Below are 18,071 nucleotides of genomic sequence, written 5' to 3'. Positions count from 1 at the left end.
CGCTCCTACTTTACGCTTTCTGCCGTTATGCCCCATTGCTTGTTCGGCTCGTCGCCCATAACCAGCGTCAACTTGCCACCTTGCAGTAATTCCTTCGCGGGGAATTTAAAGGAGGTGAGCGGCTTGCCGTTGAGCGTCGCCGACTGCACATATTTGTTGTTGCGTGATGCGTTCGTGGCTTCGATCACAAACTGTTTCCCGCGACCATAACGTCCGCCAAGGTCTATGACGACCTGCTCGTACAGCGGACTGGCGATCTCGTATACCGGCTCGGCACGACAGCCGCCATCCGTCTGGAAGAGGCCAATGGACGCCATCACAAACCATGCGCTCATCTGGCCCTGATCTTCGTCGCCCAGGTAGGCATTGGCCTGGCCGCCGCCGTAGTATTCTTCCAGGATCGAGCGGCTCCACTTCTGCGTCAGCCACGGTTGGCCTACCCAATTGAACAGGAAGGCAAAGTGCATAGACTGCTGGTTGCCCTGTACGACGGGATAATCCCAGTACTGGTCGTTGGGCGCATTGTACCGCCACGGCTCACTGGCTACAAAACCCCAGTGGAGGCGATCGGTAAATGTCTTCTTCCCGATGACATCGGCGAGGGCCGGCACATCCTGCGGCACAAAGAAACTCAACTGCCAGGAGTTGCCTTCCACATAGTGGTGGTTGCGGCCCGACTGGAAGGGGTCAAACGGCTCTGTAAACACACCCTTGCTGTCGCGCAGCTGGGCATAACCATTCTTCGGATTGAAGGCATTCCGCCACCATTCACCGCGCTCGGCAAATACTTTATAGTCGGCCTCTTTGCCCAACGCTTTGGCAAATTGCGACACCGCCCAGTCGTCGTATGAATATTCGAGCGAGTTGGAGAACCGGCCGAGGTCTGACGGCACATATTTATACTTCATGTACGCCACCAGGTCGCGGTTACCCGCAAAACCTCCTGCTACGGGACCGGCAGGCGTCGTCTGCATTTTTTTCATCGCCTGGAAAGCCTTCTCCGTATCAAAATCACGGACGCCCATTTGATACGCCGAAACCATCAACGGTATTTCGTGTTCGGCCACCATCACCGGTATATACTCCATCCCGGCGGGGCCTTTGGCCAGCCAGCCGTTGACATCGTACATCGCCAGCTGCGAGTTCACCCACTTAGACGACCACTCCGGTGTCGCCAGGTTCCACAGTTGGTTCAGGTTCCAGAATGTATTCCAGAACGCGTCGCAGCCAAGCGCCAGGTGATTAGGGTTGGTAAACTTTTGTTTGGTCTCGTCCGGTGCCATCCACTCGCCGTTAACATCGCTCCACGTATTGCGGCACAGCGAGCGGAAGAAGTTGGTATAAAACCGTACTTTCTCCAAGCGGTTGTCCGACGTAATCGCAATGCGCGACAGATAGCCGTTCCACACGTTCTTTTGGTTCTCTACCACGGCATCATACTTCCAGCCAAAGGGTCTGGTAATTTCTTTCTCCAGGTTCTCGCCGGCATTGGCAATGCTCACCAGCGATATGCCGGAGCGAGCCTGCACGACAGCGGATTTTTTCGTATCGAATTCAACATATACACCCGCATCCTTCAAGTCCTTGCCTTGCAGTTTGCTGATGTCTACCAATTCGTCGTTGAGCCAACCGCCGATTTTTTTAATGGGCTGATCAAATTCAATAACGAAGTTCACCGTATACTCCTGGTCGGCATCGTCACTCCACACCGTTGGGCGTGGCGAGATCTGGTGGCTGCGCCCCTCGATGCGGTAGTCGCTTACTTTCCGGATCTCTACTTCCAATAATTTATAGTCATACTCCGCTTGTACGTGCAAATCGATCATCACGCGGCCGTCCTGGTCTTTCGGGAAGGTATAACGCTGAAAGCCCGCACGTTCCGTGGCCGTTACTTCGGCCCAGATGCGGGTGTCGGGCATATATACCTTATAATATCCCAGTGGCGCTTCTTCCGTCGCTTTGTCGATACGCGATCGGTAACCGCCGTCGGGATCGAACTCTCCACCTACCCTGGTTTGCAACGTGCCGTTGGTCGGCATCGTGCCCAGGCCGGCCATGGTCCACTCATGAATGTGTGTAAAGCTGCCAATGGTCTCGAACGTCGGCTGATAACCCGCCTGCCAGCCTATGTTCTGGTTGTCGGGGCTGAGCTTTACCATGCTGAAGGGCATCCACGGACCGGGCGCAATCATCCAACGGGAGTGCGCGGTACCTATGCGCGTATCAACATAGTCGGCCGGAGTTTGCACATTCCCGGCGGTGCGTTGTACAGCGCCCGCTTCAATTTCTTTTCCATTAACGACGATGCGGTACAGGCTCGTTTTAGCCTTGGTAACGGCAGGCATAGGCGCCTCCAGTTGATAGCGGGCCGAGTCCAGTATGCTTTCCAGAATTGTCTTGCCATCGAGTTGCACTTCCAGGCGCGGGGTGCCGGCCAGGTGCTCTACGTCTACCAGCAGCGGCTGAATATTTTTCTTGCCGTCTTTTAATTCATAAGACGCGGGCCTAACGTTGCGCACAAAAACGTTGTCGTTCACCGTCAATGTCACGCCGTTCGGGCCTTCCAGTCGGATGTGGTCAAATACCACCCACGAACCTTCCAGCACTGTAATCATGATGGCGTTGCCGCCGCGGCGCATCACACCTTCACGCAACGGAATCTCCAGCACACGCTCCGAGTTTGCGGGCGCACTGCCGGTCAGCGAAGCGTCAGAATTTCCCTTCAACAGGAACTTCTCGAATTGCTGTTCATTGATGCCCACCTTTAGCAGCGACTTGCGCGGATGCGCATCGACCAGATCGATCACGAGTTTCCACGGACCACCGGCAGGCAATGTTTTTATACCGAACAGAATATTGATCTCGTGCGTACGCCAGCCCGACGTGCCCCACGTGCCACCCCAGGTGTCGTCGGGGCCGGGCAGCACATACGGAAAATCCGTCGCGGCATTCGAACGACCGACAAGGAAAAAGCGGTCTTCGAAACCAAAGTCCTTACTCAAGAATTTTTTATAATCCGCCGGGCCCAGGGCCAGGTCGGAAGCGGAGTTGTCGTTCTTGCCAATGCTCCAAATGTCGGTGGCCGCGGCACGATCGATGCCGATCAAAGAAAGAAGTACGAGAACAATGAATCTTTTCATTACGCATAGATGGTTTAACCCTTCCCGCCCTGCGTTACCGGCCGGGAAGGGTGTAAGTAAATTATTCAATGCCAATCCAGGTCACCAAGGTACCGTTCATGGTATGGTTGCCGGTCTTGTCGAGAATAGATGTGCCCAGGTTCAGGGTCAGCGGCCAATAGGCCAGCAGACCTTGCTCATCCGCGGCAAAGTCCCTGCCAGTATCGGCCGCAATTTGTTCGGGTGTTTTCACGACGTTCCACAGGCTCACCTGACGCACCTCGCCGGCAAAGAACCGTCCTTCGTAAGTGGGGTGGGTTCCGATCTTGATGTGTGTTTCAGGCTTTACGTTCATGCGGTTCTTGGCTCCGCCGACCGTCATGCGTACCACTCCGTCTACGTAAAGTACGACATTCTGTCCATCGAACGTAAAGGTGAGGTGATACCATACTTTTGGCTGGAAAGCAAACCCTACGTTGCCGCCTACCCAGCCACCGTTGTGTACGTACGCCTGCAAGGTGCCTTGCGCGTTGTAACGCGTGATGAAGCCGCCGCTCGCATCTTCACCTGTAAACAGGTTACCACCGGTCATATCCTTAAAGCGTGCGTCAAACTCGATGGTAAACTTATCGCGGATGTCGTAATCGGCAATGGTGCCGATGTCCATGTTGCTGCCGACACCGAAGGAAGGATAACCGGGCTTGATCGTGTTGCCCTGATAGTTATCCATGGCTGTCTGCAAAATTCCCAGCGCGTTTTCAAAAGCATCATCAGGGCTATTGTCGAGAATATACTGAGCCCACTCGATTTGTGCCGTCAGCTGTACTTTGGAGCCCGGCGCCAGGTTGCCTTCCTCCAGGCCTTCCTCCGTGTTGGCGAGCAGCGCTTGTGCCTCGCCGATCTTTCCTACCAGCGCACTGTGGGCGGCCGAGTCGGCGGCGTCGTCATCGCTGCAGGAAGCCATGGCGATGCTGAACAACGCCAGTATCAGGAATATATTTCTGTTTAACATAAATGTTTTCAGTTGAAGTTCTTGTCTGGATTAATACTCCGGGTTTTGTCCTAACGTTTCAGGGTCAGGCATACCGTCAAACTGCGGTTGTGGAATAGGGCGCACCAGGTGGTGGTCCTGAATGTTCGGCGCTGCGTCAGGATTATACGCCCGCACACGTTCGAGTAGTTTTCCCGTGCGCTTCAGGTCATACCAGCGCTGGAACTCGCCGCCCAGCTCGCGGCCGCGCTCGTCCAGGATGAAGTCGATGCTCATGTCGGCGTCGGAAACCGTCATCTCGGCTTCGTGCCCCGGGGTGATGACACGTGCACGCAAATCGTTGATATACTGTGCAGCGGTACCCGCGGCACCCAGGCGCAGCTGCGCCTCGGCAGCGATCAGGTATATTTCACCCAACCGGATGATCGGATAGTTGCGGGCAGAGATATTGGACAGGTCGCTGGGACGCGTCTGGTCGTCAAATTTGGTAAGACCGATAAATGTACCGCGGTCTTTGGGAACGCCCGCGGCATCGTACATGTCGTTCATATCAAAGACCGTATACTTGTGAGCCACGGCTGCACGTTGACCCGCTGTCAACACACCGGTATACAGATACAATGCCGTATCGGAGTACAGCGTTTTCATTTCCGGGAACACCGAGGTGTCGTCCGCCGGGTCATTGTACAGCCACGCCCACTGGTGCCCCTGGGACCAGCGCAAGTCGGCCTCCTGATTGAATAACGAGATATAGTATTTGGATGGCATGATCTGGCAGCCGCCGAAGCCGGTATAGCCCAGCTCTGTTTTCACACCGGCAAAGCGGTCGATGTGCATGGCGTATGCTTGCCAGTACCAGCTGCCGCCTGCGCCAAATGCATCGTCGTCGCTAAACTCCGCCGTCCAGATGAATTCCTTGTTGACCTTCTTCGTCTCGTCCCACAGTGCCGTCCAGGACGGTTCAAGAGCGTAACCATGATTTTTGATGACGTCCTCCGCCATATCCGCTGCCTTTTGCCAATCGCCATGATACAGGTATATACGTGTGAGCAATGCCTTTGCAACGCCTTGGTCCACACGCCCGAGCTCGTTTGTTTTGGGCGGAAGAATGGTGATGGCCTCTTCCAGGTTGGCGATAATTCTATTGTAAAAATCCTCCCGTGTAGATCTTTCCGCCCGAAGGCCCTCCTCTACGTCGGTCGATTTTGGCAAGTACGTGTCGCCCCATTGTTCTGTCACGTGCCACAGGAAAAATGCCTGTAACGTCAGCACCTCGCCCTTGCGGCCTTCTTTTACTTTTGGATCGCTATAGACCATGTCCGGATAAGTTTCCAGGAACAGGTTGCAGTTCCACAAGGCTTTGTAAAAATGATTCCAGTACCAGGCAACGTCAGCGCTGTTGGCATCGAGCCCCAGGTAGTCCGTTACCGGGGTACCGGCGGCGTTCTTGCCCCGGAGCCAGGTATCGGCGCCATTCTCGGTCATAAAGCCCAGGCTGAACGTACCGCCGTAGACGTTCAGTTTTTTATACAGCAGGTGCACAAGCGATTCACTTCCCTCTTCGGTCTCAAATACAGCTACCGTAGGGCCATACGACTCCTCGTCCAGGTAGCTTTCGGAGCATCGGATCGCGCTGAAGGTGAAAGCAATCACCAATGCGCTATAGAGTAATTTTTTCATCCTTTTAATATTTTATAACTGAAAGTTGAGGCCCATGATGTATTGTGTCTCGTTGAACTGGATGCCATCCTCGCGCCAGTAACCCCAGTAGCGGAACGGAGCATTGACCGTGGCATAGACGCGCAACTTGCTAACTGCGTTTTTGAGCAGGGCGTTGTTGACCGTATAGCCCAATGTGATGTTCCGCACATCTATATAATCATTGCTGTGATACGCGGTTGCCGACATATACCGCATGGTCTGGCCGGCCACCGGACGGGGAGATCTGTTGGACGGATTCTCGGGTGTCCAGTAATCGACGTTCACGGTATTCCAACGGCCCACCTGGCCTGGCCAGATGGTGGCTTTATAGCTGTCGAACGTAAGCGCGCCGATCTCCGCATACATATCGAAGGTAAAGTCGAAGTTCTTCCAGTTAATGGTCGACGAGATAGAGCCCATCCATTTTGGACGGCCGTTGCCGATGATCACGCGGTCGTCGCCGTCGATCTTTGCATCGCCGTTCAAGTCAACCACTTTCACTTCACCGGGCTTCTGCCCATAAATGGCGGCTACGTCGGCTTCGTCTGTTTGCCAGATGCCGGCTTGTTTGTAGTCGAAGCGTACACCGGACACGGGCTGGCCGATCCACCAACCGTTGTTGATATCCTTGTCCAGGCGCGGGTCATACAGCTCGATCATCTCTTCCTTGTTGCGGTAGTAGGTCGCGCCGACGCTCCATCGGAAAGAACCCTTGCTGACGGCCACTGCGTTCAGGGCGATCTCCAGACCGGTGTTTTGCGTACGGCCTACATTCTCCATGGCTTTATCGAAGCCGCTGGTGTAAGGCAGTTTCCGTTCGTTCAGCAGGTCGTACGTTTTCGATTTATAGTAGTCGATCGTACCAGTGATGCGGTTGTCGAAAATACCGAAGTCGATACCGAAGTCAAGTGACTTTGTTTTTTCCCACGTCAGGTACGGTGTGGGGCGGATACCCGGCTCGAGCCCGGGGTAATGTACCTCTCCGCTCTCGGTATTGAAGGTCACAAAAGATGTGTTCAGCGTACCGCGGGTGGCATAGGCGCCGATCGACCGGTTGCCGCTTACGCCATAGCTGGCGCGCAGTTTCAGGTCGGATATGACCGGGATGTTTTCCTGTACAAACGACTCTTCCGACGCACGCCATGCCAATGCAAACGACGGAAAGAAATCCCACCGCTGATCTTTCGAAAGCTGCGAGGCGCCGTCCTGACGGAAGGTAACGGTGGCCATATACCGGTCGTTGTAGGCGTAGTGAATACGTCCTACGTACGAGATCATCTGCGTGCGGGTAAACGCCGATCCCAGTGTTTTACTGTCGCTCAGCGCACCCATATTGAACCACTTATAGCCAGCCAATACCTGATCGCGGGCACTGACAGAATTATTAATAGCTTCTACGTTCTGGATCTCGTATACACCCAATACGTCGATGGCATGCTTGTTGAACGTCTTTTTATAGTTCAACACGTTGTTCCACATATAGTCCGCATTGCGGTTGTTCTGTGTCTCGACCCGGTTGCGGGCATCATTATATCCCCACCAGCGCTGGTCATAGTACAGTCCCTGGGCATAAAACCCGGGGTTATAGGAGAAGTTCGTACGGAACGTCAGCCCCTTGGTGATGTCAAACAATGCATAACCCTTCAGAAAAGCTCTCCAGCTTTCGCGGCGCTCGTCATAGACGTCGTTGCTTTCCGTCGCAAAGGGATTCTTGACGATCGGATCGCCCATGTCGTTGTTCAGAGAGCCGTCTTCGTTATAGATCGGCATCAGCGGCGACATCTGCAACAGCAGGGGCAGCGGATCGGGCTTCGCTTTTTCTTGGCTGTAATACAACCGCGCCGCCAATCCGACCTTCATGAACTTCGCGACCTGATGATCGAGATTCATGTTGGCATAGTATTGATTTGAATACGCACCGTCAAAGCGGGCGTCGTTGTTCCGGGCGTTGATCTGAATTTTATATTGTGTTGTGGGAGTTCCTGAGGAAACTGTCACCGTATGGCTTGTCCAATGTGTCGGGCGCTCGAAATACTCGCCTACCCAGTCGGCATCAACCTTACCCATGTTGGCAAGTTCGGTACCCAGGAATATTTTGGAATCGTCCTCCACGCTGGACCATGTTCCCGCTGCCCGGTAGGCTTCGCGTTTCATGGCAACGTACTCGTTGGCGTTCATCGGATCGTATGTATGATAGTTTGCCTTGCCGATGCCGGTAAACATATCGTAGCTCACGACCGTCTTACCCTCTTTACCCTGCTTGGTGGTAATCACAATTACACCGTTCGCGCCCTGCGCACCATACAGCGAGGTGGATGACGCGTCTTTCAACACGTCTACCGACGCGATGTCGGTCGGGTCAATTGTATTGAGGCCGCCATAGTACGGCATACCGTCGAGGATAATGAGCGGATCGTTGCCCGCCCGCACCGAACGCGTACCCCGCACGCGGATGTCATTACCGCTCACACGAACACCCGGCACGCCGATCAGCGCAGCCCGAATATCGTTCGAAGGTATCCGCACGATACGATCAGCGCCAAGGGATGAAACAGCGCCCGTTACGTCCGACTTCTTCACCGTCTGGTAGCCCATGACGACTATCTCGGACAGTGTTTCCAGCGAAGGGTTTAGCGCTACATTGATTGTAGACTGCTCGCCTACGATAATTTCTTCCGACAGATAACCTACAAATGAAAACACCAGCACCGTGCTCTTATCGGGCACGGTCAGCGTATAGTTACCTTCGGCATCGGCCATTGTGCCTTGCGAGGTGCCTTTGATCACGACATTAGAGCCCGGCAACACCTCGCCGTCGGGCGAAGTAATCTTGCCGCGCACCACAATGCCATCCTGCACGACGTCGGTTACGATCGCTGCCCGGGGGGCACCGGTCACGCCGCCCGGCGCGACGGTAAACAGGAGCATGCCGCAACATGCCCAATACGTAATTAATCTTTTCATACACGGAGGTTTAGGTGCTAGTTGTTGATATGTTCATACAAATTGTTAGGCGTACGTACAGGGACTTTTTTACTTACTTCAGCCTTATCCTTCCTTCTTCCAGATCCGCTCGATCTCTTCCAGGGTCTTGCCCTTGGTCTCGGGAATCATCCTGTACGAGAAGACCAGGAGTATCACAGCATTGACCATGAAGATCCAAAATGTGTAGGCACCGCCCAGGTCCTGCATCATCACGGGCGTCCACTGCGTAATCAGCGCCACGCCGATCCACAGTACCACGGTAGCCAGGGACATCGCGACACCGCGTGTTTTAGTAGGGAATATTTCAGAAATGATAACCCAGGGAATAGGCCCGAGGGAAGACGCAAACGAAGCAATGTAGCCGATGATAAAGACCATCAGCCAGGTGTTGTTGCCCACCTGCAAATAAAACAGCAGGCCGATGGCCGCCAGGCAGATGACCATACCGGACACGCCCCACAGCAACAGCGAGCGCCGGCCGATCTTATCGATGAATGCAATGGCCACGAAAGTAAAGATGGTATTGGTTGTACCGATAATAACAGTCTGCACCAACGCGGCGTCCTGGCCCATGCCGATGCTTTTTAAGATCTCCGGAGCATAATAAATGATTGCATTGATACCGGTTATCTGCGAGAACAATGCCAGTACAACACCTACGATCAACGCTGCGCGCAGTCCTTTTGAGAAGAGCTCGCGGACAGTACCTTTCTCCTCGTGCAGCGTATTACGAATGTCTTGCAGCACGACACGCGCCTGGATATCACCGTTGAGCTTCTTCAGAATCTTCAATGCTTCATCGAGCCGGTTTTTGCTGGCGAGCCAACGCGGACTTTCCGGCACGAGGAAGAGCAGGCCGAAAAAGATGATTGCCGGCACTACTTCTGATCCCAGCATATAGCGCCAGCCCAGCTCAACATTCCAGGCTTCGTTACCCATGCTGGCGATCTTCATGTTGATGAAGTAGATCAGGTTTATACCGATCACAATCGCCAGCTGATACAGCGTCACCAATATACCACGGTGCTTCGCCGGTGCGATCTCGGCAATATACAGTGGCGACAACATCGACGCAGCCCCCACGGCAATGCCGTTAATAAACCGGGCGATAACAAATTGCGTGAGGTCTACCGGAATGGCCGAGCCCACCGCCGATACGGCGAAGATGATGGCGGTCAGGATCAGTACTTTCTTGCGGCCGATGGCGTCGCTGACATAGCCTGTACAGAGTACACCAAAGATACATCCCCAAATAGCGCTGGAAGCTGCCCAGCCCGTCATGGCAGCGGAAAGCTGAAACTTGGTTTGTAGATACCCAATGGCCCCGGCGATCACCGCTGTATCGTATCCAAACAGCAGGCCGCCAAAAGCTGCTACGAGCGATATCGTTACAACAAACCGCATATTGGCACGGGGGCTTTCATTGACCGTGCCGGCTTTTTCCATTTCTGCTGCTTTTGTGTTCACATCCATAAGACATAAAAATTTAGCACTGCCCTATATACCCTTGCATTAATAGCTCGTACAGGCGCAGGTATTCGGTTGTTTAGTTTCGTACAAATGCTTTGATCGTGGCACACTGTTGTCCAACCGACTCGCCATGTGGCCGAACCGTATACTCTCCTACAGCGGCTGGCACAATAAATGTTTCCGCATAGTGCACCACAAACGGCTCAAATGCGCCGGAGGGGCTTTCAACAATCGCTTCGCGTCCCTCAATCAGGTTAAGCACATTGACCGTGTTACCGGTGTGATGCGGCACTGTGCCGGTAAACCAATGCCGCCGGGTCTCAATGAATTGCGAGGCATGCAAGCCTGTTTTTTCTTCGATCCAACCGTCGCCTTCGCCGATCTTCTCAATAGCATTGATCAGATTTTTCTTTGTCCACTCCGTCTGACGATCCCATTGGATTACTTTCTCACCATGGTCGATGTGAATGGGACGTGGCTTGCCGTCAAGGCCTAAGCGATCCCAATCCCACAATTTAAAGGTGAAGATGTAAGGGGTAGCGCTGATTTCCAGTACCATGCTGTTTCGCCCGGAACAATGTACCGTTCCCGCGGGAATGAGCACATGGTCGTGTTTCTTTACGGGCCACTTGTTGACGTATTTCTCCGCATCGAACCTACTTGTCTGCTGAGCCTCCCGTAGCTTGTCGATCATCTCCGTTGGATCTATGCCGTTCTTCGTGCCGAGATACACTACGGCGTCCTCACGGGTATCCAACATATAGTAGCTTTCGTCCTGGGTGTAGTCCAGTCCGAAGTGTTCTTTTATATATTCTTTTGTGGGGTGTACCTGTAAGCTCAGGTTGCCACCCTCCATGGTATCCAGAAAATCGAAACGAATGGGAAACTCCCTGCCAAAGCGTTGATATACATGCTGCCCCAGCAGCGACTGCGGATACGCGAACACCAGGTTGATGGAAGGTATTTCCACCACGTGTTGACCGAATCGCAGCAACAGGCTATTCTCTTCGGGCACACAGTCAAAACACCATGCGTAATTCTCTGCGGACTTGTCGAGGTCGCACACTTCCTTCATCCATTGTCCACCCCACGGGCCGGGATCAAAAAAAGGCACCACGCGGAAAGGCTTATTCGATACCAGTTTCAGTCCTTGACGAATAGATGTGCCCCGCACAAGTTTGGGTTCATTGTGTTTATTTGTATCCAGGACATAATCCCACGAATCCATCAGGGTTTGTTTGTGGCGGTCCAACACGCGCCAATCAATAAAGAACCCTTGTTTGTATTGCTGTGAGAAAGTAGCCTGTTGGTTTTGTACCCCCAGGTTATTCACTTCATGCCGGCGCATGCGCAGTTGTATTTCCCACCGCGCCATATCGACATACACCAGGATATCGCCGTGGCCAACAACCGCTGCGGCCCCCTCTCCTACTACTACTGTCACACCCTGACCAGATGCTACTTGCTTTTTGAGCGTCTCAACGGCCTTGGGGTCAAAGTAATCCTGGATTTCCAACGAGGTCAGTTTGCCAAAAACACGGTCATCTGTCAGGTAGGGATATACCATCTCGCGAATGTCCTCCTCTTCCTTATATGCCGTGCGGGTGACAACAAAGGAGTCATACTCCAGGGTATCGCGCAGGGTCTTCTCGAGGGACTCCCAATACACGCCCTGGTAGCAATCGACCACCAGCACAACATTTGGCTGGTATTGTCGTCTTTCATTAACATGTTTTTGGAGCTGGGTAGATATATGCTTCCAGCCTGCCCAACAGTTCTCGTCAGTCGCCTCCACCCGGATAGCCGGATGTTTATCATAATTCGACGTTATCCTGGTCTCGTTAACCTCCGCTCCTGCTACCAAATCGCTTCTGTCCATCATGACGCTTATCTATCTTTTCGTTTTTGCATTTCCTTCATCTCCTGCCCATCTTATAAAAATGTGTGTATGTATGAACATTCGATAACTCAAAACTAGCGCAAATGTTTGAACCGCCAAAAAAACGGGGATCTTTTTCTATCAGCGGGGTAACAACCTTGTAAGATACCGTTTTGTTTGCCTTGTGTGCGATGCTCACCTCGAGCGGTCCTGCCTGCATCATACGCCACCTGCTGGCCCGGTGTCAGCACGGCAAGTTCTTTGGGGTTGTTGTCCTCTATAATAGTCTACACGCACCTTGCCGGTGGTTACCGCCACACAGGTAAGTCGCCCCATGGACGGGCTTCGCGTGGATAAGCGTATAAAAGAAGGCCGGGTTGAGAAACTCAAACCGGCCAAACCAACCTCACGCGTCAAAGAAAGATCTTATAAGAGATGGAGCGCTTGCAATACTTCGATTATACCATCGGGCAATGCGACACCACTAAAAAATATACCTACGGAAAAGACTTTGTGGTCAGATGCTGCCCGACGGATGGCCAGCGGCAGCGAGCTTACTGACAAGGTCGAGAACAACAAGGCAAACAACAATGTGAGCACAAGTACGACTATCGGCTGTTGCACCACAAAAAGCAACGTCATGACGAGCACGATCAGGAACAAGCTTCCGTAAAAGGTCTTGCGCAGGCCCAGTCGTGTGACCATATGGCTGGCCGGCCACGAGACAATGGCTGACAGTACCAGGATATATACCAGCAATACCTTGCCGTTGGCGGCATGCAGCCACGCCCCGATGCGCGGTTGCAACACGTCGGGGAAGAGGTTGAACATGACCGTGGTGGCGGTGCCCAACGCTATACCTAGTAGTAAAATGTGACCATACCGTGCCGTGCCCAGATCCGCATCAGCTTCTGTTTCTTCCTCTCTGCCGGCCTGCGTTTTGAACAGGTGCAGCGAGTTCTTTTTCAGCGCCAGGCCCGATAGAGCCACAACAGCCCCACCCGCCATGAAGGTGGCCGGTGCACCGGCATAGTCGATAATGTCGACGATGACAGGCTCGAGCGCATAGACCAGGTTGCCGATGATCGTGAGCAAAGCCATGGCCCGTGGCAGCTGCTCGACGGGAGTAAAGAGCTCGAGCGTGGACAGCGCAGGACTGGTGAAGATGCTCATGGCGATCAGCCAGCAGATGATCAGCACCGGCAGTATCCATTTAAACGTTTCGCCGGGGTGTGCCAGCAGCGTAAAGGCTACGGCCATAAAGATCATGGCGGCAAAGCTGATGCCCGCCGAGATGATGGGAATGCGATGGCCCTTCTCGGCGCGGTAGCGGTCCCCCAGCAGCCCCGCCAGGGGTGGTGTGACCGTCACAATGATAGCTTCTGCTACGACGAGCAAAAGCGAAAACTGCGTGAAGTGAAATTCAACGAGCAGCTTGGGTTGATAGCGTTTGTACGCTATCCAGCCGACGACCACCGAGGCATACAGGGCGGCCAGGCTCCAAAGCTGCTTCCACCGGATTTCCGGTTCGGGTTTCGTGGCAGCAAGAATTTTCATAAGGTGTCTCAGGTACCCTATCTACGCAACGCGACGGCCCGGTGGATTTCGGTCCAACCGGATTATTCCAGCCCCTGCATTTTGAGCCCATTTTCCCCACTGTCGTATGCTCATTTTCTTTATTTTTGCGGCCTTACGGACGCCCGCCGGCGGTTGCAAATACTGCTAGAAGGGTGCTCCGTGAGCCCAATACCCTATTGATATGCTTTCGACAAAATATAACCCTGCAGAAGTAGAAGACAAGTGGTACAAGTACTGGATGAAAAAAGGCTTTTTCCACGCCAAGCCGACATCCGGAAAAGAACCTTACACCATTGTGATCCCGCCGCCGAACGTGACGGGCGTGCTGCACATGGGCCACATGCTGAACAACACCATCCAGGATGTGCTCGTACGTAAAGCACGTATGGAAGGCAAAGAAGCCTGCTGGGTGCCGGGCACCGACCATGCGTCGATCGCTACCGAAGCCAAGGTCGTTGCCATGCTACGTGAACGTGGCATTAAGAAGTCAGACCTCTCCCGCGAAGAGTTTTTGAAGTATGCGTGGGAATGGAAGGAAAAGTATGGTGGCATCATCCTCGAACAGCTGAAGAAGCTTGGCGCCTCCTGCGATTGGGATCGCACCAAGTTTACCATGGATCCCGACTACTACGAAGCCGTGGTCGATGTTTTCATCGACTTGTATAACAAAGGCAATATCTATCGCGGCATGCGCATGGTCAACTGGGACCCTGCCGGCAAGACTGCACTGTCGGACGACGAAGTTATTCACCGCGACGTCCCCTCAAAATTATACCACATTCGCTACGCCATTGAAGGCAGCCAGGATGAATATGTAACCATCGCGACGGTACGTCCCGAAACGATCATGGCCGACGCGGCCATCTGCGTAAATCCCGCCGACGAGCGGTACAAACACCTGAAGGGCAAGCGTGCACTGATCCCGCTGATCAACCGCGCGATTCCCATTATAGAAGACGAATATGTCGCGATGGATTTTGGTACGGGCTGTTTGAAAGTAACACCCGCGCACGACATGAACGACAACGAGCTCGGCCGCAAGCATAACCTGGAGGTGATCGACATTCTCAATGAGGATGGCACGCTGAACGAAAAGGCCAGGCTATACGTTGGCGAAGACCGTTTCATTGCACGTAAAAAGATTGCCAAAGAACTGGAAGCCACTGGCTACCTGGTGAAAGCCGAGGAGTATACCAGTCACGTAGGTTTCTCGGAAAGAACGGATGCCGTGATCGAGCCGCGTCTGTCGCTGCAGTGGTTCCTGAAAATGGATACCATCACCAAGCCGGCGCTGAAGCACGTCATGAATGACGACATTCAACTTATTCCGCCGAAGTTCAAGAACACCTACAACCACTGGATGAGCAATGTGCGGGATTGGTGTATCTCCCGCCAGCTGTGGTGGGGCCACCGCATACCGGCATGGTATAATGCCGCCGGCGACCACGTAGTGGCGAGAACCGAAGCCGAAGCCCTTGCGCTCTTCCAGGCCAGGAACCCGAATGTTACCGCCGCCGAGGTCCGCCAGGATCCAGACGTAATGGACACCTGGTTCTCGAGCTGGCTGTGGCCTATTGCTGTCTTTGATACCACGGTTTTTAAAGATGGTAACGCCGGCAATGCCGACCTGAATTACTTCTATCCTACTAATGACCTGGTGACGGCCCCGGAAATTTTGTTCTTCTGGGTAGCGCGTATGATCATTGCAGGCTATGAATACCGCGGCGCCATGCCGTTTAAGAATGTATACCTGACAGGCATTGTACGCGACAAACAAGGCCGCAAGATGTCAAAATCGCTGGGCAACTCGCCCGATCCGCTCGACCTCATTGCCACCTTCGGCGCCGACGCCGTGCGCACGGGTATGCTGTTCAGCTCGCCGGCGGGCAACGACTTGCTGTACGATGAAAAGCTGATTGAGCAGGGCCGCAACTTTACGAACAAAATCTGGAATGCTTTCCTGTTTGTGAAGGGCCTTACGGTGGCCGATATACCGACACCCGAAGAAAACGCTACGGCGGTGGCATGGTTTGAAACACAACTGCAGCAGTCGCTGGCCGAGCTGAACGATCACTTCAGCAAGTTCAGAATGTCGGACGCGGTCCACGCTGTACGCAAACTGGTGTGGGACGACTTCTGCTCGTGGTATATTGAAATGGTCAAGCCGGAGTTTGGCAAGCCGATCGATGCAGCAACGTATAGCCGCACGGTGGGTTTCTTCGAAACCTTGCTCCGCGCCACGCACCCCTTCATGCCGTTCATTACAGAAGAACTGTGGCACGCGCTGCAGGAGCGTACCGATGACGACTGCGTGATCAAGGCCGCATGGCCCGTGGCTGGACCGTTCGAAGATACGCTGCTACAGGAAGCCCGGTTGGCATTTGAGATCATTACCGAGGTTCGGAATATGCGTAATGCAAAAGGCCTGTCACCGAAAGAGGCGCTGACACTGCTGGTTAAAAATGGTGAGAAGGTACCGGTGAAGGCGTGCTGGACAGTAGTTAAAAAGCTGGCAAACCTGAAGGAAATCAACTTTGTGACAGAAGCACCGGCAGGGCAATCGTCGCCATTCCTGGTGCGGTCGGCAGAATTCTTTATCCCGCTCGAGGGGAAAGTGAACGCGGAGCAAGAACGCGATGAGCTGCAAAAGGAATTGATTTACCAGCAAGGATTCCTCGAGAAGGTGAACCAAAAGCTTTCAAATGAGAAGTTTGTTGCGGGTGCGCCAAAGAAGGTACTGGACATCGAGTATAAAAAGAAAGAGGATGCTGAGACAAGGATCAAAGCGCTGGAAGAGGCCTTGAGTCGGTAGACATGTGGCTTGCGTCCATAAAAAAAGGCTCTCTGAGATCATCAGAGAGCCTTTTCTTTTCCTGGTTGACAGAAAAGTAAACATGTCCATTCCTGGAAACTATGTTAAAAAACATACATACGCTGCTGAGCAGCCGAAGGGATGCGGCGGCGGGAGAGGCGTTGGCTTTTCAGTATCTAGTGGCTTGTTTCACAAGCGGGATAAGGCCCGGGCACGGTGCCGCTACGGGTTATCGTCGCTTTGTCCTCGAGGCTTGAACTGCTATTGGGCAACAGCGATCGTACCAACTGAGGGAATGAAGGGATGCTGATTAGATTCTTTGGGCGGTCTTGGCAGTGTGCTTGGGAGCCTCCTTTTTCGTATAGGTAGGACAAGTGTACTGGCTGCACGCTGAGATGAAAGCTGCTAAGAGTGCGAATGCAACAATCTTTTTCATGTTATAGAATTGGTTACTAACAAAAATATGGTTCTTTAATAAGAAAACAAATGTGAAAAGGTGCAATCGACGCGGTTTTCTTACTCCATCATCAAATTACATCCTCGAATATCACTGTTGTCCATCCGTCCGAGGACCTCGAATGCGCCTGATTCATATACTTTTCCCAGGTCTTCGGTTTCCAGGAAGGAAATCGTCTGGAAGTTTGCCAGGTCTACGACGTTAATCCCTGCCGTTTCATCAAGTAACCCCTTGCGTAGCGGATCCGTTACTTCCCGGCCCGTAATACGCATCCAGGGCGGGCATTTAAATGTATATTTTCCGGTTGTATAGGCCTGAGAAAGCAACTCGGTCATGCCGTATTCGGAAAATACCGGCCGGACATGCAATCGTTCGTATAAGGTTTGGTGCAGCGCGGCGCGGGTAATTTCCTTACGTCGCCCCTTCATGCCCCCGGTTTCAAAGACCAGGCAATGGCTAAGGTCGACGTCATGTTTTTCAGCCAGGTCCAGCAAGGCAAACGATACTCCCCACAGGATGATCTTTTTGGAGGTATGGCGCAGCTTCGCTACATCGGCCAGCAGCTTGTCGGTCTGGTGCAGGTAGTACGCCGAATATTCGGATTGGCTATTTTTTATGAAATAGTCCATCATGGCAATGAGCGACGAACCTTGCCGCTCAAGGTAAGACGGTAACAGTGCCAGAAAATGGTAGTCTGTCAGGGGGCCAAAGAAGAACTCGAAACACCGCTGGGCGTGTTGATGGTAAAAGGCCAACTGCCCCACGCCGTGGCGGCTCGTGGTGGCGCCGGTGGTGCCGCTGCTGGTAAAGGTCACTTCGGGCGTCCATTGGCCGGTTTGCAGAAAATGCGTCTTAAAAAACGATATGGGCAAAAACGGGACGTCCTGCCAATGCCTGATAGTGGCCGGAGCCACGCCCAGGTGGCGAATAAAGGCGGCGTAAACGGGGTTGTTCCCCGCCTGGAAACGAAATACCTCCAACGCAATATCATTGAAGGTATCATCGTTTACCGAGTATAATTTCGATTCAAAATTTTTAAAAGTATCCAAGCGTCGTTAACTTGACCGGGTCCAAAAATA

At 53.2% G+C, this 18,071-nt stretch carries 9 protein-coding genes; 1 reads left to right on the top strand and 8 read right to left on the bottom strand.

Annotated features, from left to right (window positions below; translation table 11 throughout):
• Positions 1-5: 5 nt before the first annotated feature.
• The 7 genes from KK062_RS17695 to KK062_RS17665 all read right to left on the bottom strand — a co-directional run bounded on the left by KK062_RS17695 (position 6) and on the right by KK062_RS17665 (position 13,702).
• On the bottom strand, positions 6-3,140 hold the full coding sequence (locus KK062_RS17695) for a GH92 family glycosyl hydrolase (RefSeq protein ID WP_254085666.1): 3,135 nt from the start codon (positions 3,138-3,140) through the stop codon (positions 6-8).
• Between the two features lie 61 nt (positions 3,141-3,201).
• Positions 3,202-4,131, bottom strand: coding sequence for a LamG domain-containing protein (locus KK062_RS17690; protein WP_254085665.1), 930 nt, complete (start codon positions 4,129-4,131; stop codon positions 3,202-3,204).
• A gap of 30 nt (positions 4,132-4,161) precedes the next feature.
• The gene (locus KK062_RS17685) at positions 4,162-5,790 is read right to left on the bottom strand and encodes a RagB/SusD family nutrient uptake outer membrane protein (RefSeq protein WP_254085664.1); all 1,629 of its coding nucleotides are present in this window, start codon (positions 5,788-5,790) and stop codon (positions 4,162-4,164) included.
• 12 nt (positions 5,791-5,802) lie between these two features.
• Positions 5,803-8,775, bottom strand: coding sequence for a SusC/RagA family TonB-linked outer membrane protein (locus KK062_RS17680; protein ID WP_254085663.1), 2,973 nt, complete (start codon positions 8,773-8,775; stop codon positions 5,803-5,805).
• An 84-nt stretch (positions 8,776-8,859) separates the two neighbouring features.
• Positions 8,860-10,269: a sugar porter family MFS transporter gene (locus tag KK062_RS17675; RefSeq protein ID WP_254085662.1), complete on the bottom strand. Its 1,410-nt coding sequence runs from the start codon at positions 10,267-10,269 to the stop codon at positions 8,860-8,862.
• Between the two features lie 73 nt (positions 10,270-10,342).
• Positions 10,343-12,148: a class I mannose-6-phosphate isomerase gene (locus KK062_RS17670; RefSeq protein ID WP_254085661.1), complete on the bottom strand. Its 1,806-nt coding sequence runs from the start codon at positions 12,146-12,148 to the stop codon at positions 10,343-10,345.
• A 423-nt stretch (positions 12,149-12,571) separates the two neighbouring features.
• Complete coding sequence (locus KK062_RS17665; protein ID WP_254085660.1) at positions 12,572-13,702, bottom strand: MFS transporter; 1,131 nt, start codon at positions 13,700-13,702, stop codon at positions 12,572-12,574.
• Between the two features lie 202 nt (positions 13,703-13,904).
• Here KK062_RS17665 and KK062_RS17660 point away from each other — a divergent pair, with 202 nt between their 5' ends.
• Positions 13,905-16,535 carry a valine--tRNA ligase gene (locus KK062_RS17660; RefSeq protein ID WP_254085659.1) on the top strand — a complete coding sequence of 877 codons (2,631 nt, stop codon included), beginning with the start codon at positions 13,905-13,907 and terminating at the stop codon, positions 16,533-16,535.
• Positions 16,536-17,051: 516 nt separating this feature from the next.
• On the opposite strand, the gene KK062_RS17655 is transcribed toward KK062_RS17660, so the two are convergent.
• The gene (locus KK062_RS17655; protein ID WP_254085658.1) at positions 17,052-18,041 is read right to left on the bottom strand and encodes an acyl transferase; all 990 of its coding nucleotides are present in this window, start codon (positions 18,039-18,041) and stop codon (positions 17,052-17,054) included.
• Positions 18,042-18,071 lie beyond the last annotated feature (30 nt).

Source organism: Dawidia cretensis, from assembly GCF_018598175.1.
GTDB classification, from domain to species: domain Bacteria; phylum Bacteroidota; class Bacteroidia; order Cytophagales; family Cyclobacteriaceae; genus Ohtaekwangia; species Ohtaekwangia cretensis.
This window is presented reverse-complemented; position numbering and strand designations above follow the sequence as displayed.